Raw genomic sequence first — 20,346 nt, 5'->3', positions numbered from 1 at the left:
GCCATTATAGTAAGTTTATTTCGTTCAAATGTCAATACGGTTATGCCGCTTAGTCCTCTTCGCCGCTCGAGCCGTTCAGCACATCGGTTCCGGGCATTGCGTCGGGGTCCGGGGAGACCGGGTCGATCGCGCTGCCGGGATCAATATCGTCGGCATCCGGAATATCCTCCAGCGGAAGCTCTTCCTCTTCCTCCAGCAGCTCTTCCTCATCCGCATAATCAATTACATTGCCGGTCAGGCCTGCCGCGCCGGCAGCGTACAGTGCATCCGATTCCAGGAGCTCGTCCCGTTCCGGCGCCGGAGTCCCTGGCGGAGGGGGGTTCCGGTCTGCACGCGGGCCCAGCCCGGAATCCGGCACATTCAGTCCGATGTCGGCAGCCAGGATATTATCGCCGACCAGTGCCGGATCGGAACCGTCGTCCACCACACCGTCGAAATCTATGGGTGTGAAATTAGCGGGATCGTGGCTGGCCAGAGCAGATTCAAGCGGCCGGTTCCCGGCGGTGTCCACTTCATCACTTGGACTTTGTTCGGTAATCGTGCCGAGCGGACGCAATTCTTCCAGCGGAATATCCTGTTCCGGGGAAATGCCGCCCATTTTGGTATAACGCTCGTACACAAAGTCGGCTTCGGTCTTATTGAATTCATTGCCCATTGCTGTTCAGCTCCCTTTATTTTAAGTCTGCCCCTCTTTGGGGACAGCATGATTAACCGCAGCTTTCTGATCCTTGTCCGGAAGTGCGCCGGGATAGGTGCCTTCCTGAAACAGTCCGGACTCTTCATCAATATCCCGCTCGGTAATCAGGTCCTCACGGTCTTGTTCTTCACCATCAGCAGGTTTCTTATGAGTGTCCATCGCGAGCCTCCTTTACCTATAGTAATTGTATACCCTTTAAACCAGCGGCGAATCTGTTCGGCACCCGGGCAGCCATTCTGTTAATATATTCATTCCACCCGTGGAATAACCACAATTAACGCGTAAATATAAGAATGCATAGGCTTCACAAGCTAACTTATCCTTCTATTTTTCGAGGTTTTTTGCAGGATAAGGCAGGTATAGTGCGAACGTTGTCGAAAATAAGAATCATATGAACTACATAAATACAACTAAGGATTCACTGGGGTGCCACAATGAAGTTGCCTTCAACCAAAACAGCAGCCGCACTAATTATGCTGCTGCTTGTAATTGCCATAATCCCGGTTGGCATTGCCATGGAATGGGGCGGACATAAAGAAGTAACCCTCCCGGCATGGCAGCTTAAATGGGAACATGCAGCTCTACATGATATTCAGGAGGCGATGGCGGCTCCTTCCGGGGAGTGGCGGACTGTACAGGCGCGGGCAGGCAGGCCGCAACCGCCTGCAGGTGCGGATTCAGTCTGGCTGCGGCTTTCTTTGCCGCGGACAGAGGCGAATTCAGCACTCCTGATTGACAAAGTATACGGCGACAGCCTTAAAGCATATATAGACCGCCAGCTCATCTATGATTCCAGTGAGGTGGTCAATTACAGCGGCAACAAGGTGCTAATTCCGCTATGCGGGGAGGACAGTGCCAAGCAGCTGTATCTATGGAGTGCCGGCGGCGGCAAGGATTTCGGCATCGGGGGTAAGGTCAGGGTCGGCAGCTATGACAAGCTGCTGTCCTTCTATGTGAAGCAGGATCTGGTGGATATTGTCATTGGAGCGGCACTGATATTTATGGGCGGAGCGCTGATGATCTGTCGGTTGTTCCTTAAACCGGAATTTTTCTCGGGCGGATTATTTCTGATTCTGGTCATTATATCCTTTGGCGTGCTGCTGATTACGTATTCTCCGTTCCTGCGGCTGATCGTGAACAGCCAGGAGCGGCTTACGGGAATCTGCTTCGATCTGGCACTCTTCACACTTCTGCCGGCGTTTACGATCTACTTTGAACAATTATTTGGACCCGGCAAGCGGGGATATACCACCCGGCTGCGCAATTTCCAGCTGGCTTACTCCTTGTTCTGCCTGGGTGCGCTTGCACTGAATGCCGTGCTCTCATTTCGGCTCGACTACCTGTACTCCTTCCTGACCATCAATGTGACAGGTGTGCTGATTATGGCGCAGTTTGTTTATTTGCTGTATATGTCGCTGACTTATGCCCTCAGGGGCAATAAAGATGCTGTGATTTTCTCGATGGGGTTCTCTGTGTTTGCCTTCCTGTCCCTGAGTGAGCTGCTGATCTATTATTTCTCTTCGGAGAGGTATCATCTGTATTGGTGGAAATGGGGAATGGTTCTGTTCGTTATTTCCCTGATTGTTATTCTGGGAAGACGGTTTGCGGGGAGTCATGAGCAGGCTTTGGAATACTCCAGGGAACTGGAGAAATTCAATAATGATCTGCAGCGGTCGGAGAAAATGGAGATTATCAGTGAACTCGCTGCCTCGGTTGCCCACGAGGTACGGAATCCCCTGCAGGTAACCCGCGGTTTCCTGCAGATTCTGGGAGAACGCTCCGGCAAGAAGGAGAAGGAGTATCTGCAGATGGCCATGGAGGAGCTGGACAGGGCCTCGGTCATCATTACCGACTTTTTGACGTTCGCTAAGCCGGGTATGGATACGGTAGATGTATTTGAAGTCTCCGGAGAGCTGAAGCATGTATCAGGCATTCTGGTGCCCCTCGCCAATCTGCAGGGTGGAGCCATTGAACTGCATCTGCAGGAGGATCTTCAAGTGTCGGGCAGTCCGGCCAAATTCAAGCAGGCATTCATTAACCTGATTAAGAACAGCATTGAGTCATTGCAGGAGGAAGGCCTGATTATAGTAACCGCCTGGAAGACAGGCAATCATGTGGTCATCAGTGTGCAGGATAACGGCGAAGGCATGAAGGTCAGCGAGCTGGCCCGGCTGGGGGAGCCGTATTATTCCAATAAGACGAAGGGGACGGGGCTTGGACTCATGGTTACCTTCCGGATTATTGAAGCGATGAACGGTTCCATAGAGTTTCAGAGCAGGAAGGGTGAGGGGACAGAGGTTATTGTTAAATTACCAGCCTCAGGTAATAATTAGGAATTATTTTTGTTTATTCCGTTTTTTTGAAGGGATGGGCGGAGGGCGGAGCGAAATACTAACACTAACAGAACTTTGTTTCTGAAACTTTCTTCTGAGGTGCTTGCATGTCTTTGATGTTCAAAAGTTTACATATAACCTTAGTGCTGTTTCTGCTCTCAGTAACCTGTGGACCGTTTCTGGTATCAGCGCAAAGTTACTACCCTGCCAGCGAGATCAGCCATTGGCAGATGAAGTGGCAGGAGGGTCCGGGAGACAGCGGGCGTAAGATTCCTCTGAGGGAAACCGAGGGATGGATGGAAGTTGAAGCGAAGACAGAGATGCCTCAGCTGCCTTCCGGGGTATCCTCCGCCTGGACGAAGCTAACACTGCCCTCATATAGCTACGCAGCCCCTTCCGTCTATATTGATGCGATCTATGCCCTGCATGTCAAAGTGTACGTGGAAGAACGGCTGATTTTTGAGAGCGACCGCAGCTTTATTAAGGATAATTATTCGCTGCTTGTGCCTCTGGATATGACGGACAACGGCAAAACGATGTATATCTGGACGGAAACCCTGAAGGACCGGATTGGAATCAAGGATAAGATCGTGGTCGGTGAGCATAGTGTTCTGATCAAGGATTATATTAAAAATGGACTTATCGATGTGATCCTGGGCGGCGCCTTTGTGTTCGTGGCGGTGGTCCTGTTTGTCTGCTCATTTTATCTGAACAAGGAGTACTTCCCGGTTGCAGCTTCCTTAGCCATAGTGATAGCCTCCACCGGAGTGCTGTCTATTACCTACTCACCGTTTACATATACCTTCTACAGTTATCTGGGACCGGTCAGCGTGGTGTTCTTTGACGTGGCGCTATTGTCGCTGTTGCCTTCCCTGACCTTTCTGTTTGAGAAAATATTCGGCGGCGGCAAATTCGGCATCATCCGCTCATTCCGTAAATTCGAGTCCGTTTACTCCCTTTTTTGCATCCTCTGTCTGATTATTAATACGCTCTCCGGCGACCGGATTTTGGAATTCTACTATTTTGTCTCGACTAAGATTCTTGGGATCATCATGATCCTGCAATTCATTCTGCTAATCGCCTGCGTGATCATATTCTCCCTGAAGCGCAATAAGGATGCCATCATTTTCGCCATTGGTTTCGGTACTGCAGCATTAACCGGAGCCTCGGAGCTGGTCTGGTATTATGTTAAGGGCGGAAATTATGACCTGTTCTACTGGAAATGGGCGCTGGTTGTATTCATCCTGTCACTGATTGTCATCCTGGGCCGGCGGCTGGCGCAGAATCATCAGCAGGTGGTGAAATATTCGCGTGAGCTGGAGCTGTTCAACAATGAACTGCAGCGTTCGGAGAAAATGGAGATTATCAGCGAGCTGGCAGCTTCTGTAGCCCATGAGGTGCGCAACCCGCTTCAGGTTACCCGGGGGTTCCTCCAGCTGCTCAGCGAGAAGTCGAACGGCGATGAGCGGAGATATCTGTTCATGGCTCTCAGTGAACTGGACCGTGCAGCAAGTATTATCACGGATTTCCTGACCTTTGCCAAACCGGAGTTTGAGCAAATTTCCCTGCTTAATGTGAACGAAGAATTCAAGCATATCCAGAGCATACTCTTGCCGCTGTGCCATTTAAATGGAGGCAAAATGATTCTGGATGTTGAGGATTGCTTATGGGTTAAGGGCAACTCGTCCAAATTCAAGCAGGCGCTGATCAATATTATCAAGAATAGTATCGAATCACTGGGAGAAGACGGCGCGATCCACCTGCTGGCCTATGGTAAAGGGGATAAAGTATACATTCATGTCAAGGATAACGGGGCGGGGATGGAGCCTGCGGTCCTCAGCCGGCTGGGTGAACCGTACTTCTCTTCCAACAAAACAAAAGGTACGGGTCTTGGACTGATGGTTACCTTCCGTATTATCGAGGCGATGGAGGGTGAAATCCGCTTCATGAGCAAAAAAGGAGCCGGAACCGAATCCATCACCATTCTGCCGCGTGCAGAAGGTCCGGATGATTCCAACTCCCTATTAGCTTGATTTCATTAGTGAAAGTTACCAGATGCCGAGCGCAGAGACATTAGTCTTCATCATTCCGGAGGCCGGACTTGGAGGAATAACGAGATAGAACTCATTGGAGCCTTCCTCTACTGTCTTAAGTGTAATGTTATCAGGAAGGGTAATGCCGAGCACTTCTTTGAGGGCTGCTTTCGGATCTGTGAGTAGTCTCTGTTTGAAACTCGGATCCTCCCAGGCCTTCTGAATCACTTGATTCTTAAGAATTGCGTCTGACAATACAATCACCCTTTCAAAATGGTTATATTTTCCTGATAAGCATAACATAGGCCAATCTATAATTCTATTGCTTTTTTATATATTTTATAAAATATTCATATTTTTGGTTAACCAATAATTGAGCCCTCCGCTTTGCAATAATTGCTTCTCGGCTTCGATCGCTGCGGCCATATGCTGCAGGTTCTTCACCAGCACCTGATGGAAGGATAACAGATGGGGAAGCTCCAGCGTGAAGGCTTCCAGTGTGCTGTGATTAACCAGAGCTGTCCCCGCATACGAAGCAAGCCCGCCATTTGTGAAAATAAAATCCTTCACCGATGATTTAGTGAACGGTACTCCTTCATCCTCCCCATGGCAGCGTGCCAGCGACAGCAGGCAATTGTAATTTCCCTCCTCCAAATCCTGTTCCCAATCCTCATAGTCGTCAAGCATCTGCAAGGTCAGCAGTACGCCATGAATCATCTCTTCAGCTTCAGTTATCAGGTGGGATTGGTCTGAAAGCAGCAGTGCCGCCGTGCTGGTAAGCTTAAGCGGACTGGCTTTGTGGGAGATACGGAGGCGGTCCCTCAGGAAATAATCTCCGCCGGCTTCACCGCTTACACTGTCTGCCCACTCCGAGATATAACGCCCAAAGTATGACCAGAACGGGGAATCCGCCGGGAAAAGCGGACGGTAAATATTCAGAAACTCGACATAGAGCAGATTGGCCAGCGGCAGTGCCTGTGCAGCGGAGAGCTCATTACTGTCCATCAGATCATCCTGGAGGAAAAAATAGAGCATAAAAAAGACGTTGCCGACCGACATTTGACGGGTCAGGGGGATACTCAGGCCGCATCTGTCCTGCAGCCAGAAGGGGAGAAGATAACATATGTAATTTTTGTGGCTTCCTGCCCTAAATACGTTAAACTGATCAAGATAGGACAGGCCTTGGGCATTAAGCGGCTTGGGAAACGCTGAGATAACCGTGCAGCTCTCCTGAAAAACCAGGCGGAGCTCGTCCTCGTAATCATGAAGCCAATCCATAGGCTTGTCTCCTGTCAACAATGTATTGTTCTTCTACTATTAGGAAAAAAGTGGGTATTTGTCATGATTATAGTCCTAGATTCAGCCTATTTCAATCCAATTTTGGAAATGAGGTCCCTGGGGGTCTAACGGACTATTTAACCGCAGAGATTATAGGCTTGGAGAAGGCTGGAGCAACAGAATAACACTATGTGAGCAGTGCAGAAAGGAAGGATGTTAAGCATGGATATTATCAGGTTCGGACTGGTGGGGGGAGGCTGGCGGGCTGAATTCTATCTGCGGATCGCCAGAGCACTTCCGGAGCGCTTTGCCGTAGGGGCCATGTACGTCCGTAATAAGGATAAAGCGGAAGCATTGAAGAGAATCTGGGGAGTGGAAGTATATACTTCCATCGATACGTTTATTGAAGCAGGCGGCTATTCCTTTGCTGTTATCTGCCTGAAGCGGGAGGCCAGTAAAGACTTCATCATTAGACTGGCGGCGGAAGGGATTCCGCTCCTGGCGGAAACCCCGCCGGCACCGGATCTGGAACAGCTCACTCAGCTATGGAATGCGCTGGACCGTTCAGCCGTTATCCAGATAGCCGAGCAGTATATGTTCCAGCCGATGCATGCAGCCCGGATCAGGCTGGCCCGCTCAGGACGCCTCGGGACAATCAGTCAGGCGCAGGTGTCAGCGGCCCATGGATATCACGGGATCAGCCTGATCCGGCAGCTGCTGGATCTCCGCTTCGAGAATGTGAGTATCCGTGCACAGCGTTTCGGTTCTTCGATTATTAACGGTCCGCAGCGCAGCGGGCCTCCGGCTGCCGAGGAGCTGGTGCAGACCGAGCAAACGCTGGCTGTCCTGGATTTCGGCGGCAAGCTCGGGGTCTATGATTTCACCCGTGACCAGTATTTCTCCTGGATTCGCGCTGGCCGGGTGCTCGTCCGGGGGGAACGTGGAGAGATGATGAACGATGAAGTCTCCTGGCTGCAGAGCTATGACACTCCAGTCTACAGCAGGCTGAGCCGGATTGATGCCGGCCACGGCGGGAACCTGGAGGGCTTATATCTCAGGGGGATTATGGGGGACGGGGAGTGGCTGTACCGCAATCCCTTCATTCCTGCCCGGCTAACGGAGGAAGAAATTGCTATCGCCGAGAGTCTGGACAGAATGCAGCGGCACGTAGAGGGAGGCCCTTCATTCTACAGCCTGGCCGAGGGTAGCCAGGATCAATATCTGGCGCTGCTGATGGAGCAGGCTGCGGCAAGCGGTGAGATTGTCCGCTCTACTACTCAGCCTTGGGCGGCCGAGTGACCAACTGGCGGGTGGAGGAGGGAAGAGCGGAGCAGGATCAGGGAAGTGCCGGATGTAGTGAACAAACGAGTCCCCATTCCACTATTGTGGATAGGGACTCGTTTATTTAGAGATCATGAATGGTTGGGTACCGCATTCCAGTACAACTTCGATCAGAATTCCTGCACGAAATACAACATTCTTCGAGATATATAACCCTTAACCGGAGATTGTTGTAGAAAATACAGCATTTCTCCTCTTCCAACCGGCTTAGCGGGGGAATTGTTGTATTCCATACAACATTCCTCTAAAAGCCCGCCTATCAGGAGGTTAAAGTTGTAATTCTTACAACATTTTTTTGCGCTTACCTGTTCTGATCACACTAAGCGCGTGTATAGTCCTGGGACTAGCTCTATCCTTGTACTTCAGCCTCACTGAGCTTGGCTGCAAGCACAACATACTCTCCGCGCAGGCGGACCAGCTTCGACACACTTTGCTCCAGGCCGCCGAGCCGGTTGCGGCGGGTCCATAGCTGCCGGTAATGATGAAGCAGGAGATCCAGATCATGGATCAGCTCATGAACGAGTGCCGCATCAATCTGCGGCGTTGCCCCGGCCATTTGTTTCTTAAGCCGGGTCAGCTGCACGGCATGCTTCACAAAGTGAATCCCGTTGCTTAGCTCTTCTGCGACAAGACCGGCATCATCGCATTCCAGGGCGAGCCCTTCAAGTCTTGCTTCTATGCCGGTGATGTAATGCTCAAGCTGCTGAAGCTGCTCTCCGGTCAGCTTCTCTGCCAGATGCACATGACCCAGACTGCTGCGCAGCAGCATGGACATTTCCGTATCATTCGGGCGGAGGGTTCCGGATTCGAAGGTATAATAATTTCCGAGGTCGAGCAGTAATTGCCCGATCGCTCCGGAACGGTCATGGAAGATGGAGGTGTTCAGGTATTCGGCAACATCCGCTTCAAGGTTGCCCTCCACATTCCAGGCCAGTGCAGCCCCGTATACGAATCCGGCGTAGCTGACCGGCAGATGCTGCCAGTGGCCGAAATCGCCCCAGTCTGTAATCAGATAGCCGATTGCACCATTACGTTTGCCGTGGACTGCCGCGCTGCGCAGATTAGCCAGCATATTGTCGGTCCGTCCGGTAAGTGAATTCCAGGAGCTGGTTCCCGGACAGACATAGAACGGAATCTCCGCTTCACGGAACTTCAGGGTATCCGCTTCGAACGGATGAGCGGCGCTGTAGCCCCATTCCATGGCGATAATATCCTTCGGCAGGCGGGGAATCAGCTCCGGATGCTGGATAATGATATCACCCCAGAACTGCATGGTTTTACCGCGCTCCGTAACGAGCCCGTGAATTTTCTCCAGGAAAGAGAGATAGAGCTCGCCTTTACCGGTGGAGTCAGCCTTCGCTTTGCTTTTGCCAAGTCCCAGTTCATAGGTCTCGTCACATCCGACATTAAATAGCTGCGAGTGGAAGTAAGGAAGAAGGTCATCATACATTGTGCCCAGAAGTTTCAGTACTTGCGGATCTTCCGTATCGAAGGTTCCGGGATGCATGAACAGCCCGTCGGGATACAGATCGCTGTCATACATATGATCAGGGAGCATGAAGCCTTCGGGAATTTCGGCCAGACTATTGAATTCAGGACGGGTCAGCCAGCCCTCCATATGGCCGAAGCTGTTCTGGTTAGGCACCAGCTCGATATAACGCTCACGGCAGTAGGCATCCAGCAGCAGAATTTCCTCACCGGTAATGGGCGTTTCCAGCTCCCAGACCTGCGGAAAAGACTCATAGGCAAATGGAACTCCTTCTATATATAGCTGTAACTGATTCAGCTTCAGATCGGACATCAGATCAATGATCCGGTACAGGGTTTCCAGCTTGGGGATTTTGTTGCGGCTGATATCGATCATGAGTCCCCTGGCGGCAAAATCCGGCTGATCACGGATAACCAGCTGGGGAATACTTCTGGCATACTGCTCCAGCAGCTGCTTCAGCGTACCAACCGCATAATAAGCGCCCTCCGGGGAGCCATAGGCAATGGTGATTCCGTGTTCATCAATGTGAATCTCGTAGGCTCCGGCCGCCAGCAGGGCATTATAGCTGAAGGTAAAGGCGGAAACGGTGGAAGGGCGTATCCCCACCGACAGAGACAGACGGAGCTGAACCGCCTGTAGAGTAACCTGTTGAAGCTTGCGTGCTGCCGGGAGTGCGGTTTGATTCCTCTCACCGGCCAGAACAATACTCCCCTTGGCGGGAATGAGAAACTGGCCTTGGGATACTGTGACCTGCTGGGGGTAAGGGAGCAGCTGTAAATTACTGTTTTCAGGCATAGCGTGGACACCTCTTATTCATGTAGAATATGATCATCTTCATTACAACCATATCACTCCTAAACAGGTGGAGGAATGCAATGTATGCCCAAGCTCATGGATTATATGATCAGTCCCTATCCGATCCGGATTATCGATCCCAAGGTTGAGGCTTCCAGGCTCCGGCTGAAGTCGATACGGATAGGGCAAGCGGGTCATCTGCCGGGAAGAACGCTTTTTCGTTCAGGTGTGGTGTTCGAGCACTGGGCGCTTGTATACATAGTTTCGGGTGGCGGTTCTTATAGTGAGAACGGAGGCAAGGAGCAGCAGGTCCGTGAAGGGAGCCTGTTCTTTTTCCGTCCCGGCTGCACCTACAGTTTCGGACCGCCTTCAGGAGGGTATTGGGATGAATACTATATTAATTTCGCCGGAAGCCGTGTCACGGAATGGCTGGAGACCGGAATGATAGCCGGCGGGGCTGTCTGTCAGGCGGATGGGGTGCAGGGACTTATGGCCTTGTTTGAAGAGGTTCTGGGGCTAATGGACGGCGGGGCTCCCGGAGATGCGGACCGGGCGGCCTTGAAGCTCGAAGAGATGCTGCTGGAATGTTCACTGCGTATCCAGGGCAATAACCGGCTCCTGCAGGCAGAACCCATGTCTCATATCCGCGAAGCGCTGAATGCCTGCATCTATGAGAAGCCTGATCTGCCTGGAATCGCTGCAGGTCTGCACATCTCCATGTCCACACTCCGTCGTACGGTCCGCAGAAGCAGCGGTTACCCCTTGCATGAATATATCCATCGTCTCAAAATGGCAGAAGCCAAACATCTTCTGCTCAACACTTCCCTGCAGGTACAGGAAATCGCGGGAATGCTTCATTATAGGGATTCCTTCTATTTCTCAAGGCTGTTTAAGAAATATATGGGCATTTCTCCGCAGAACTGCCGCAGCAACGTATAAAAACCGACATAATTCTACTTTATTTCTGGATATATGTCGTAATTTGCAGATTATTGTTGACATGCTGAAAAAGACAGTGATATGATTTAGAACATATTAGCAGTTTTTTGAATAGTTCTTCTAGACTATGCCGGAGATGAAGCCATGAGAGAATATTACTGCATCAGTTGCCGCAGTCTCCATAAGGTGGACGCAAGAAACCATACCTTACGTATTCTGTCCACCGGGTATCATATCGTTGGCGAACAGCGTTACCAGATTTGCATATGTAATAAGGCCAAGCAGCAAACAGCCTTGCCGGCGGTGACTGAGTAGACTGCAGATGACAGAATGATCATGACGGTTGTGAATATTATATAACGAACAGCCTGTCCCTCCAGGGGGACAGGCTGTTCGTCTTGTGCAGGAAATCATTGTTAGACCATGAATGCGCTATTATTTGGAATTATGGATATAACTGAGTGCGATTTTGTAAAAAAAGGTTAATGACATGCTTTTTATTTTAAAAGTAAACGCTGTCATTAAAAAGCGAAACTTGTTATTGTGATTTTTCTCATGTATGATGCTTTTAAACATAGCTTAGAATAAGCTCGAATTTTCCACAAACTGGAGAATAGGGTGGTGGGATGAAAATTAAAGCAACAGCCGAAGACAGAATGATCGCCTTTTACAGAACCATTTCTTTGTCCCTCACATCGTTTATGTTCCTCATGGTTCCTGCGGGGCCTTCCGTAATATACAAATCCCTACTAATCATTGTGCTATTCTTATTTGCTCAAGTATTCACTTTCTATTACCGGAGGCTTCGTGCAAGACCGCGTATTCTTATGCTCGTTATCTGTATAGAGCTGGCGGGAATCATTGTGTTGACGCTATTTACAGGGGGATATGACAGCCCGTTTAAGCTGTATGTGCTGAGTCCCGTCCTGATTGCTGCTGGATCGCTATCATACTATTTTGTCTGGAGCCTGCTTCTCGGGTATTTCGGCATCGTTGCCGCGCTATGTTATTTTCTCCCCGGATCTACGGGGAAATCTTTCTCCGAAATCGTGCTTACGAACGGCAACATGTTTCTAGCCCTGGCTCTTGCGGTTATAGTTATGCAAATGGTTAACGGGATAAAGCGGCAACGGGAGGAAGCAAACGCGCGGACCAACGATACCATGGAACATATCAAGTCGCTTTATCACATCGTGGAAACATCGAGCCAGCATGATTTCATGAACATAGGCCAAGTCATCACCGACTACGTTGTAAAGCTTACCAAGCTGGAGAAGGCCTTGTTCTGGTTCGCGAAGAAGAGCGGAGAACCCGCTCCGGAGAGCCGGCAGACAGGCTGGCAGCATGAGGAAGAACGGTTTCTGTTCATGGAGCTGGAGAAGCATGAGCATGAATGGAGGCTGCAGCGGGAACCGGTATTCAAGAGTCTGCCGGGTCTTGGGGATTTCCTGCTGATGCCGGTAAGGATGAGTACACGTTTCGTCGGGATGATCGGCGTGAGGCTGGAATCCTCGGAAGGGCTGGAAGGCCGCAGATGGTATATCCAGCAGCTGATGTTCCTGTCGGAGCTGAGTGCGATTATTCTTGAGCGCCATGAGCTGGGCGTGATCGAGAACCGGCTGATCATCACGAACGAACAGAACCGGATAGCCGATGAAATGCATGACAGTGTATCACAGAGCCTTTTTGGCATTGTATATGCTACGCATTCCCTGAAGCAGTCCTGGCGCAAAATGTCCGAAGGCGAGCTGGAGGAGCAAATTGAGCTGATCCACGATTCAGCCACCAAGGTGGCCAAGGAACTCAGGATCACCATCTACAGCCTCAGCTCCAAGAAGAGCGGCGGCCCCAGCTGGCTTGGCATGGTGCGCTCCCATCTCAAGAGCCTGTCCCGGCTCAATGATGTGGAAATTGAACTGAAAATAACGGGGGATGATTTCAGTCTCCCTTATCCTTACCACAAGGCGCTCTTCCGGATAATCTCCGAAGCGACAGGCAACGCCATACGTCATGGTGCAGCCAGCCGGGTGGATGTTGAATTGTCCCTGAAGCCCAAATGGATCAGACTATCGATTATCGACGATGGCGTCGGATTCGATACGGACTTGATCTGGACCGAGTCCGAGGATAACACCGGCGGACTGGGAATGAAGAATATGCAATATTTGGCACAGTCCCTTGGCGGTGACTTCCAGTTGTCCAGCAGTGAGAATGCAGGCACCAGAATTTTGATCTCCATCCCTGTCGGTGTGGCTGAACTAAAAAATGCATAAACTTTAGGCAGGAGGTCGTTCAAGTGAAAATCGTCATTGTTGATGATCACCCTTTGGTGAGAAGAGGATTGGCTGCTGTGATTTCAATGCAGTCTAATCTGGAGTTTGCCGGTGAGGCTACGAATGGCCAGGAAGCTCTTCTCGTTATAGAAGAGATACAGCCTGATCTTGTGCTGATTGACCTGAAGCTTGCCGATGAATCGGGTCTGGACATTATCAAGGCAGCCCGTATACGCGGAATTGCCAGTAAGTTCATTCTGCTTACGTCCTCCGCAAGCCGGGAGGATTTCCTGAAGGCGGAAGAAGTGCTGGTAGACGGTTACGTGCTGAAGGAAGCTTTGCCGGAGGAATTGCTGTTTGCGATTCAACTGGTGCACAAAGGCAGAAAGTATTATGATCCCGGCCTGATGGAAGACAAGATGCGGATGAGCGGCAACAGTCCAACGGATGAATTGACACCGAAAGAGAAGGAAGTGTTGATTGAGCTTGGGCAGGGGGCCTGCAACCGGGAGATCGCTTCCCGCTTGTTCATCAGTGAATTCACAGTCAAGAAGCATGTCAGCCAGATTCTGGCGAAGCTTCAGGTAGCGGACCGGACGCAGGCAGCATTATATGCCAATGCGGTTGGGCTTACCAAATACGAGATGTCGTACGACTAAGATTACCTCATAACGGATGGTTCATGAACACGGACAGTGATGTCCGTGTTTTTTTTGTGCCCTTTGGTCCCTACCCTAGCATGAGCATCTGAACATTTTCTGAACAGTTTCTTTATCTTTCAAAAGCATGAAGTGACACGTGAAGTAGGTAACGCTACCGGATGCTGTTAGTTATTACCAGTCGTATGGTACTAAAGTATACCATCCCTACCCTCTTAGGGACTAAATGGCATCACACGAAAGTGAAGTGTAAAGGGATGCTATGAGGCATGTGACAAATGTTGCGCGTTGATAGAATAAAAGCAAGAGTTCTGAAATTTTCATGATTGCTTTCAAAATGAACACATGCGGAAGGAGGGTTACTGTGGAAAAGACGATTTTGGATTACATTAACCTGATTAAAAAAAGATTATGGTTAATCACGGTGTTCGTGCTTATCTCCTGCGCCACCACCTTCTATGTCAGCAAAAACTTCGTTGTCCCCGTCTACTCCGCCTCTGGACAGCTACTGGTCAACAACGTCGTAAATGTTCCCGAGAGCAACAATCTCAACGCACTCAACTTCAGTCTTAACCTCATCGAGAGCTATAAGGAAATCATGAAGTCACCAACGATTATGAAGAGTGTGATCGCGGAGCATCCCGAATTCGGTCTGACGGCAGGCCAACTCGCTGCCAAGCTGCAGATCAAATCCTCAGAGAAAAGCCAAGTGATTAATCTGAGTGTGCAGGATGAGGATTACGCCACCGCAGCTACGATCGTAAACGCGGTCTCACAAACATTCATCCGCAGCCTGCCGGCACTGATGAATCTGGACAATGTAACGTTCCTGACCCCGGCGGACCCGGCGAATCAGCCTGGACCGGTCAATAGCGGTTCTACCATGAACATTATCATCAGCTTTGTAGTCTCGCTGATGGCGGCAGTAGGAATCATCCTGCTGATGGAAACGCTGAACGGTACATTGAGATCCGAGAAGGAAGCAGAGTTCGATCTTGGCCTTCCGGTCATTGCCAGTATTCCGGCAATCCGTAAACGTGATTTGGGCAAAGCGGGAAATGCCAAGGCAAGAGTAGGGGAGGGCGCTTATGTTACGGCTGAATAGAAGTTTGATTACGGACATGAACCCGTCCTCGCATATCTCTGAATCCTTCCGCTCGCTGCGTACCTACATCCGCCAGCTCGGTCTGCTGAAGGGCAATGGTGGACAGGTGCTGCTCTTCACTTCTGCGGAAGGCGGGGAAGGCAAGACAACGATTCTCTCCAATCTGGCCGTATCCTTTGTCCAGGACGGCAAGAAGGTTGCCGTTGTAGACTGCAACCTGAGGAAGCCCGGACTGCACAGTGTGTTCGAGGTAGAAGGAAGCCAAGGGCTGGCCGCTTATCTGGCCGGTTATGAGGAAACCAAAGATATTGCCGTATACGGTAGCCTGGCTAATCTGGCCGTAATTCCTGCCGGTATTACCAGTGTCAGTCCCCCGGATCTGCTCGGGAGCGACAAGATGTCAGCCCTGCTGGAAGAACTGAAAGCAAGCTTTGATCTGATTCTGCTGGACTCGCCGCAAGCGGTGGAATTCAGTGACGCCCGCATTCTGGCTCCGCTCTCAGACGGTGTAATCATCGTGGCCAGACATGGCCGGACGAAGCGTGAGTCTCTCCGCAAGCTGAAGGCTCTTATGGAACAGACAGGTGTGAGAATTATCGGAATTGCAATGAACCAGACCAAATAATGTACTGAAGCGGCAAGGTGAATGAAACTTTTGGGAGGTATGTGTGATGAAAAAGGTCAAAAAGGTAATAATCCCGGCAGCCGGGTTAGGCACACGTTTCCTTCCGGCAACCAAAGCGATGCCTAAGGAAATGCTGCCTATTATCAACAAACCAACGATTCAATATATCGTGGAGGAAGCAATCGCTTCCGGGATCGAAGACATCATCATCGTTACCGGTAAAGGAAAGCGGGCGATTGAGGATCATTTCGATAATGCCTTTGAACTCGAATCCAGATTGCTGGAAGACGGTAAGCTGGAGCTGCTCAAAGAAGTACAGCGTTCCTCAAAAGTGGAAATTCACTATATCCGGCAAAAGGAACCCAAGGGTCTGGGCCATGCCGTATGGTGTGCCAGACGGTTTATCGGGGATGAACCCTTCGGCGTTATGCTCGGCGATGATATTGTAACCGGACAGGTCCCCTGCCTGAAGCAGCTGATTGACCAGTATGAAGAAACACAGAATTCAGTGATTGGTGTTCAGGTCATCCCTGATGAATTCACCAACCGCTACGGGATTATCGAACCGGATCTGCAGGACGGACGGCTCTACCGGGTTAACAACTTCGTGGAGAAGCCTCCGCTCGGAACGGCTCCTTCCAACCTGGCGATTATGGGGCGTTACGTGTTCACACCGAAGATCTTCAAGTATCTGGACCTTCAGGAAAAAGGCGCGGGCGGTGAAATTCAGCTCACGGACGCGATCCAGAAGCTGAACCAGAGCGAACGGGTATATGCTTATAACTTTGATGGTACACGATATGACGTTGGTGAACGCCTTGGTTATATTTTGACCACACTGGAATTTGCTCTACAGAGCGAGGATTTGCGCTATCAGGTCATGGATGCAATGTCGGAATGGCTGAAACAGGCCGGACAAACCACGCTGAGCAGCTGAACCAACAATATTTAGGAGGAATGAGGAGAGATGAGCATGCAAAAACTGCCGGAAGACTATGAGGCCGTCCTGCCGAAACTTTACATGCTGCATGCCAATGAAGGAAGTAAGGAAATGGATTCCTATCTGGTATTGAAGCGGATTATCGACATTTTTTTCTCCGCTCTTGGCCTTCTCGTGCTGCTGCCGCTGTTCGCGGTGGTGGCTGTCCTAATCAAGCTGGAGGATCCTAAAGGCAAAGTATTCTTCCGCCAGAACAGGGTCGGCAAGGATGAGAAGCTGTTCCCTATGTACAAATTCAGATCCATGGTCTCCAATGCCGAGGAGCTGAAGGCCAATCTGATGGCCTACAACGAGGTGAGCGGCGCAATGTTCAAGATCAAGAATGATCCCCGCATCACGCGGACAGGAAGATTCCTGCGCAAGACAAGTATTGACGAACTGCCTCAGCTCTGGAACGTGCTTATGGGCCATATGAGTCTCGTAGGCCCCCGTCCCCCGCTCGTTGAAGAGGTGGCGCAGTATACGGAGTATGACAAACAACGGCTGATGGTTACACCGGGCTGCACCGGGTACTGGCAGGTTAATGCCAGAAACAGCGTTGGCTTTGACGAAATGGTCCAGCTGGACCTGACCTATATCCACATGCGCAGCACTATGCTGGATCTTAAGATCATTGTCAAAACCGGCCTGATGCTGCTCGGCTCCAAAAATGCTTATTAAAATTATGGGAATTGGGTGAATGCCGATGCTTGTACACGGAGAAGTACCTAAGATTTCCATTATCATCTGCACCTACAACCGGTCGGCGCTGCTGGTCAAGACTCTTCATTCGCTGCTTCCGCTGGAGAATCTGGACCACGCCGAAATCATCGTAGTGGATAACAGTTCCAAGGATGATACGGCAGCCGCTATCCGGAGGTTTATTGATACCTATGGTGCTGATATGGATATCCGTTATCTTCTGGAGCCGGTGCAAGGACTGTCGGCGGCCCGGAATACGGGGATTCTGGCTTCCAAATCGCCGCTCATCGCCTTCCTGGATGATGATGCGATACCTTGCCGGACCTGGATTAGTACGATCGTCAGTACGTTTGAGCAGAAGCCGGAAGTGATGGCGATGGGCGGTAAAATTGCTCCGATCTTCGAGAGCAAACGGCCGGAATGGCTGATTAAGCCATTCGAGCTTCCATATACCATAGTTGATCTGGGCAACCGGATCAGGGAATATCCGAAGCGTCTGCACCCCTGCGGAGCCAATATGGCGATGCGCAAGATCGTGTTCGACATCAGCCTGTTTCCGCTGGAGCTGGGGAGAAAAGGTGATTCGCTGCTCTCCGGTGAAGAGACCTGGCTGTTCGGTCAAATCCAGCAGGAGGGGCATTCCATTCTCTATCATCCGGAGATGGCGGTGGATCATTTCGTACCGGCTAACCGTTTGACGGAAGACTGGATTATGAAACGTTATTACAGCCAAGGCATCTCGAACGCGATGAAAAGCGAAGGGATGAAGGGCAACCTGCTGCTGCTGGGTAAAACAGGGGCCAAGGTGATGTACATTCTGGCAGATTCCATTCTCTCCCGCAGTCAGGGAAGAAGGCTGCTGAACAAATGCCGGCTGGAGAGTATTCGCGGAACTCTCCATATGATTTGGAACCGGAAGAGGGAATCCGCAGCGGGGTGAGGGGAGTGCGTGACATGACTAATTTTGAATGGGGCTCCAAAATAAACGCTTTGCCATACGGAATGCTCTATCTCATGTCCGCATTATTCCTGGGGGCAGCGGTCATCTACCAGCCGGTCATAGCCGTAGCTGCTGTACTCCTGATTATGCTGCTGTTCGTCTCCATCTCCCGTCCGGAACTGATCAGCTACTTCGTTCTGCTGACCACCGCAGTCTCGATTAATTTCCTGTTCAGCGGCAGTATGTTCGGTGTTGAGATTCTCTCACTCTACAAACTGGTTATCCTGGTGCTGCTGGTGCCGTGCATTCTGGTCAACGGCCTGAAGTTCCGGCTCAGCCAGCCCCTGTGGGCGATGCTGGCGCTGGTCTTCATCACCTTCACCTTCTCCATCTGGCTGCCGGAGATGAGCTCATCGATTGCAGTCAAAGCTTTTATCGGATTATCGCTGCCCTTCGTATTCCTGCTTATCAATTGGAAGAAGGAGGTGGCTGAGAAGCAAATCCGCATCATCACCCTGCTGCCGCTGGTCAGTGTATTGGCCGGAGTGGTGCTGCAGGCGGCTCATCTGCATTCCTTACTCGACATCGAATTCACCGGCGCAGTACGGATTCAGGGGGCGAATATTCCGGCGCATCTGGCTATGCTGGCGTTCATGGGAGTCGCGATCGCGTTCATTGAAATTAAGCGAAGCCCGCAGCATATCCGCTTTTACTACACAATGCTGGGTCTGAATTTCCTGATTCTCATTGGAACCGGGACACGGGGGCCGATCCTGGCGCTGGTCCTGATGGTGCTCTATTATTTCTACGACATCTCCCGCCAGTATTTAAAAGGCAAAACGAAATTTCTAATCCCGCTGCTGTGTTCACTGCTCGTGATCACCTCGGCAGTATACCTGCAGCTCGATAACATCAAGAAACGTTCCTTCGAACGTACGACGGAAACGGGGGTCGACCTGTCAGGGCGTGCGGAAGCCTGGGAGTACTTCCTGAACAAAGCGGAGGATTCCCCCTATGCGGGACGGGGTCTTGGAGCGGTGACGGTGGCGAATGACGGATCGCTCTACAAAGGGTTTGTTGTTCCTCACAATGAGTATATCCGCTTCTACTTCGATGGAGGGTATTTCGGCGCAATCCTGCTGCTGCTTTCCTTGTTGGCTGTGTTCCTTCTGGTGTACAGGGCTTTGGCACCGCCGGTCAAACCTTATTATCTGCTCTTTATAGCAGCGTTTCTGATCTACTCATTTACAGATAACACGCTGTCGACGGTCCAATTCATCATTCCGTTCTGTTGGTACCTGAACTGCCTGTATCGATCTTCACAGCTGGCCGATTCCCCACAAAAAGAAGTGATACGATGAACCAAGTGAATATGTTCGATGTCAATTTCGATAACTATGATTTCATGGACCTGCTCGATTACATTGACAAAACGATTCAGGAAAGGAACCAGTCCTACATCCTGACATGCAATGTCGATCATGTGATCAAGCTCCGCAAGGACAAAGAGTTCCAGGAGGTCTATTCCGAAGCCGGAGCTGTTGTGGCAGACGGAATGCCGCTCATCTGGGCTTCCAAAATGCTCGGTAAGCCGCTGAAGCAAAAGGTATCGGGAGCGGACCTGTTCAGCAGGCTGGGCAATGCTTTTGAACAAAGGAAATACCGGCTGTTCTTCCTGGGCTCAGCGGAAGGCGTGCCGGAGCAGGCGACGAAGAACCTGAAAGCAGCTTATCCGGGTATCAATGTTGTCGGCTGCTATTCTCCTTCCTACGGCTTTGAGCACAACGAAGAAGAGAACCAGCGGATTATCCAGATGCTGACCGAGAGTCAGCCGGATATTGTGTTCGTAGGCGTGGGAGCGCCGAAGCAGGAGAAATGGATATACCGTCACTATACCTCTTATCAGGCGCCGATCTCGATCGGTGTGGGCGCAACCTTCGACTTCCTGTCAGGCTCGGTCAAACGGGCTCCGGATTTCATGCAGAGAACCGGAATGGAATGGCTGTGGAGGCTCAGTCAGGAGCCGGGCCGTCTATGGAAAAGATACCTGGTCGATGATGCCCAGTTCCTGGTGCTGCTCCTCAAGGAGCTGCGCAAGCGGGATAAAGTGAAGAACAGCAAATCGCAATAAACGAGAAGCGGCGGAGACGGGAGGCGG

General features: G+C 50.9%; 18 protein-coding genes. 13 read left to right on the top strand and 5 right to left on the bottom strand.

Annotation, left to right across the window (positions count from 1 at the left end):
* Positions 1-49: 49 nt before the first annotated feature.
* A complete protein-coding gene (locus tag NSU14_RS26695) occupies positions 50-655 on the bottom strand; it encodes a hypothetical protein (protein ID WP_052421682.1) in 606 nt (201 codons plus the stop codon).
* A gap of 21 nt (positions 656-676) precedes the next feature.
* A complete protein-coding gene (locus tag NSU14_RS26690; protein ID WP_042133927.1) occupies positions 677-856 on the bottom strand; it encodes a hypothetical protein in 180 nt (59 codons plus the stop codon).
* A gap of 275 nt (positions 857-1,131) precedes the next feature.
* Between NSU14_RS26690 and NSU14_RS26685 the strand changes: the two genes are divergently transcribed.
* Positions 1,132-3,030, top strand: coding sequence for an ATP-binding protein (locus tag NSU14_RS26685; protein ID WP_340947824.1), 1,899 nt, complete (start codon positions 1,132-1,134; stop codon positions 3,028-3,030).
* Positions 3,031-3,146: 116 nt separating this feature from the next.
* A complete protein-coding gene (locus NSU14_RS26680) occupies positions 3,147-5,063 on the top strand; it encodes a sensor histidine kinase (RefSeq protein WP_231575288.1) in 1,917 nt (638 codons plus the stop codon).
* A gap of 15 nt (positions 5,064-5,078) precedes the next feature.
* Here the strand turns inward: NSU14_RS26680 and NSU14_RS26675 are convergent, their stop codons facing one another.
* Complete coding sequence (locus NSU14_RS26675; protein ID WP_039302970.1) at positions 5,079-5,318, bottom strand: NHLP leader peptide family RiPP precursor; 240 nt, start codon at positions 5,316-5,318, stop codon at positions 5,079-5,081.
* An 84-nt stretch (positions 5,319-5,402) separates the two neighbouring features.
* Positions 5,403-6,341 carry a hypothetical protein gene (locus tag NSU14_RS26670; protein ID WP_340947822.1) on the bottom strand — a complete coding sequence of 313 codons (939 nt, stop codon included), beginning with the start codon at positions 6,339-6,341 and terminating at the stop codon, positions 5,403-5,405.
* Between the two features lie 222 nt (positions 6,342-6,563).
* On the opposite strand from NSU14_RS26670, the gene NSU14_RS26665 reads away from it, so the two are divergent.
* The gene (locus NSU14_RS26665; RefSeq protein ID WP_340947821.1) at positions 6,564-7,640 is read left to right on the top strand and encodes a Gfo/Idh/MocA family protein; all 1,077 of its coding nucleotides are present in this window, start codon (positions 6,564-6,566) and stop codon (positions 7,638-7,640) included.
* 391 nt (positions 7,641-8,031) lie between these two features.
* Here the strand turns inward: NSU14_RS26665 and NSU14_RS26660 are convergent, their stop codons facing one another.
* Positions 8,032-9,966: a glycoside hydrolase family 20 zincin-like fold domain-containing protein gene (locus NSU14_RS26660; protein ID WP_340947820.1), complete on the bottom strand. Its 1,935-nt coding sequence runs from the start codon at positions 9,964-9,966 to the stop codon at positions 8,032-8,034.
* Between the two features lie 84 nt (positions 9,967-10,050).
* Between NSU14_RS26660 and NSU14_RS26655 the strand changes: the two genes are divergently transcribed.
* The 10 genes from NSU14_RS26655 (at position 10,051) to NSU14_RS26610 (ending at position 20,319) form a co-directional block, all read left to right on the top strand.
* Positions 10,051-10,905: a helix-turn-helix transcriptional regulator gene (locus NSU14_RS26655; protein WP_340947819.1), complete on the top strand. Its 855-nt coding sequence runs from the start codon at positions 10,051-10,053 to the stop codon at positions 10,903-10,905.
* 827 nt (positions 10,906-11,732) lie between these two features.
* Positions 11,733-13,178 carry a sensor histidine kinase gene (locus tag NSU14_RS26650; RefSeq protein WP_340947817.1) on the top strand — a complete coding sequence of 482 codons (1,446 nt, stop codon included), beginning with the start codon at positions 11,733-11,735 and terminating at the stop codon, positions 13,176-13,178.
* Between the two features lie 23 nt (positions 13,179-13,201).
* Positions 13,202-13,837 carry a response regulator gene (locus tag NSU14_RS26645; RefSeq protein ID WP_039302980.1) on the top strand — a complete coding sequence of 212 codons (636 nt, stop codon included), beginning with the start codon at positions 13,202-13,204 and terminating at the stop codon, positions 13,835-13,837.
* Positions 13,838-14,201: 364 nt separating this feature from the next.
* Positions 14,202-14,942, top strand: a complete 741-nt coding sequence (locus NSU14_RS26640) for a YveK family protein (RefSeq protein ID WP_042133944.1) — start codon at positions 14,202-14,204, stop codon at positions 14,940-14,942.
* Entirely contained in the window at positions 14,926-15,567 is a 642-nt protein-coding gene (locus tag NSU14_RS26635; RefSeq protein ID WP_076247416.1) for a CpsD/CapB family tyrosine-protein kinase, read from the top strand. The genes NSU14_RS26640 and NSU14_RS26635 overlap by 17 nt, the downstream gene beginning before the upstream one ends.
* A 46-nt stretch (positions 15,568-15,613) precedes the next feature.
* On the top strand, positions 15,614-16,504 hold the full coding sequence (gene galU, locus NSU14_RS26630) for a UTP--glucose-1-phosphate uridylyltransferase GalU (RefSeq protein WP_042133948.1): 891 nt from the start codon (positions 15,614-15,616) through the stop codon (positions 16,502-16,504).
* Between the two features lie 30 nt (positions 16,505-16,534).
* The gene (locus NSU14_RS26625; RefSeq protein WP_039302991.1) at positions 16,535-17,227 is read left to right on the top strand and encodes a sugar transferase; all 693 of its coding nucleotides are present in this window, start codon (positions 16,535-16,537) and stop codon (positions 17,225-17,227) included.
* A 19-nt stretch (positions 17,228-17,246) separates the two neighbouring features.
* Positions 17,247-18,188 carry a glycosyltransferase gene (locus NSU14_RS26620; RefSeq protein WP_231575290.1) on the top strand — a complete coding sequence of 314 codons (942 nt, stop codon included), beginning with the start codon at positions 17,247-17,249 and terminating at the stop codon, positions 18,186-18,188.
* A gap of 14 nt (positions 18,189-18,202) precedes the next feature.
* The gene (locus NSU14_RS26615; RefSeq protein WP_042133950.1) at positions 18,203-19,549 is read left to right on the top strand and encodes an O-antigen ligase family protein; all 1,347 of its coding nucleotides are present in this window, start codon (positions 18,203-18,205) and stop codon (positions 19,547-19,549) included.
* Positions 19,546-20,319 (top strand): WecB/TagA/CpsF family glycosyltransferase, encoded by a 774-nt coding sequence (locus NSU14_RS26610; protein ID WP_039302998.1) that lies wholly within the window; start codon positions 19,546-19,548, stop codon positions 20,317-20,319. Before NSU14_RS26615 ends, NSU14_RS26610 begins: the two co-directional genes overlap by 4 nt.
* Positions 20,320-20,346 lie beyond the last annotated feature (27 nt).

Origin of the sequence: Paenibacillus sp. FSL R10-2771, from assembly GCF_038000205.1 — a bacterium.
GTDB lineage: Bacteria > Bacillota > Bacilli > Paenibacillales > Paenibacillaceae > Paenibacillus_AQ > Paenibacillus_AQ phytohabitans.
Note: the sequence above shows the minus strand (reverse complement) of the source record. Positions and strands in the feature narration are given on the sequence as shown.

Excerpts from the sequence above, each read along its gene's own strand:
- NSU14_RS26695 (WP_052421682.1), bottom strand. The coding sequence starts at position 655 with ATGGGCAATGAATTCAATAAGACCGAAGCCGACTTTGTGTACGAGCGT.
- NSU14_RS26690 (WP_042133927.1), bottom strand. The coding sequence starts at position 856 with ATGGACACTCATAAGAAACCTGCTGATGGTGAAGAACAAGACCGTGAG.
- NSU14_RS26685 (WP_340947824.1), top strand. The coding sequence starts at position 1,132 with ATGAAGTTGCCTTCAACCAAAACAGCAGCCGCACTAATTATGCTGCTG.
- NSU14_RS26680 (WP_231575288.1), top strand. The coding sequence starts at position 3,147 with ATGTTCAAAAGTTTACATATAACCTTAGTGCTGTTTCTGCTCTCAGTA.
- NSU14_RS26670 (WP_340947822.1), bottom strand. The coding sequence starts at position 6,341 with ATGGATTGGCTTCATGATTACGAGGACGAGCTCCGCCTGGTTTTTCAG.
- NSU14_RS26665 (WP_340947821.1), top strand. The coding sequence starts at position 6,564 with ATGGATATTATCAGGTTCGGACTGGTGGGGGGAGGCTGGCGGGCTGAA.
- NSU14_RS26660 (WP_340947820.1), bottom strand. The coding sequence starts at position 9,966 with ATGCCTGAAAACAGTAATTTACAGCTGCTCCCTTACCCCCAGCAGGTC.
- NSU14_RS26655 (WP_340947819.1), top strand. The coding sequence starts at position 10,051 with ATGCCCAAGCTCATGGATTATATGATCAGTCCCTATCCGATCCGGATT.
- NSU14_RS26650 (WP_340947817.1), top strand. The coding sequence starts at position 11,733 with ATGCTCGTTATCTGTATAGAGCTGGCGGGAATCATTGTGTTGACGCTA.
- NSU14_RS26635 (WP_076247416.1), top strand. The coding sequence starts at position 14,926 with ATGTTACGGCTGAATAGAAGTTTGATTACGGACATGAACCCGTCCTCG.
- galU (WP_042133948.1), top strand. The coding sequence starts at position 15,614 with ATGAAAAAGGTCAAAAAGGTAATAATCCCGGCAGCCGGGTTAGGCACA.
- NSU14_RS26625 (WP_039302991.1), top strand. The coding sequence starts at position 16,535 with ATGAGCATGCAAAAACTGCCGGAAGACTATGAGGCCGTCCTGCCGAAA.
- NSU14_RS26620 (WP_231575290.1), top strand. The coding sequence starts at position 17,247 with ATGCCGATGCTTGTACACGGAGAAGTACCTAAGATTTCCATTATCATC.
- NSU14_RS26615 (WP_042133950.1), top strand. The coding sequence starts at position 18,203 with ATGACTAATTTTGAATGGGGCTCCAAAATAAACGCTTTGCCATACGGA.
- NSU14_RS26610 (WP_039302998.1), top strand. The coding sequence starts at position 19,546 with ATGAACCAAGTGAATATGTTCGATGTCAATTTCGATAACTATGATTTC.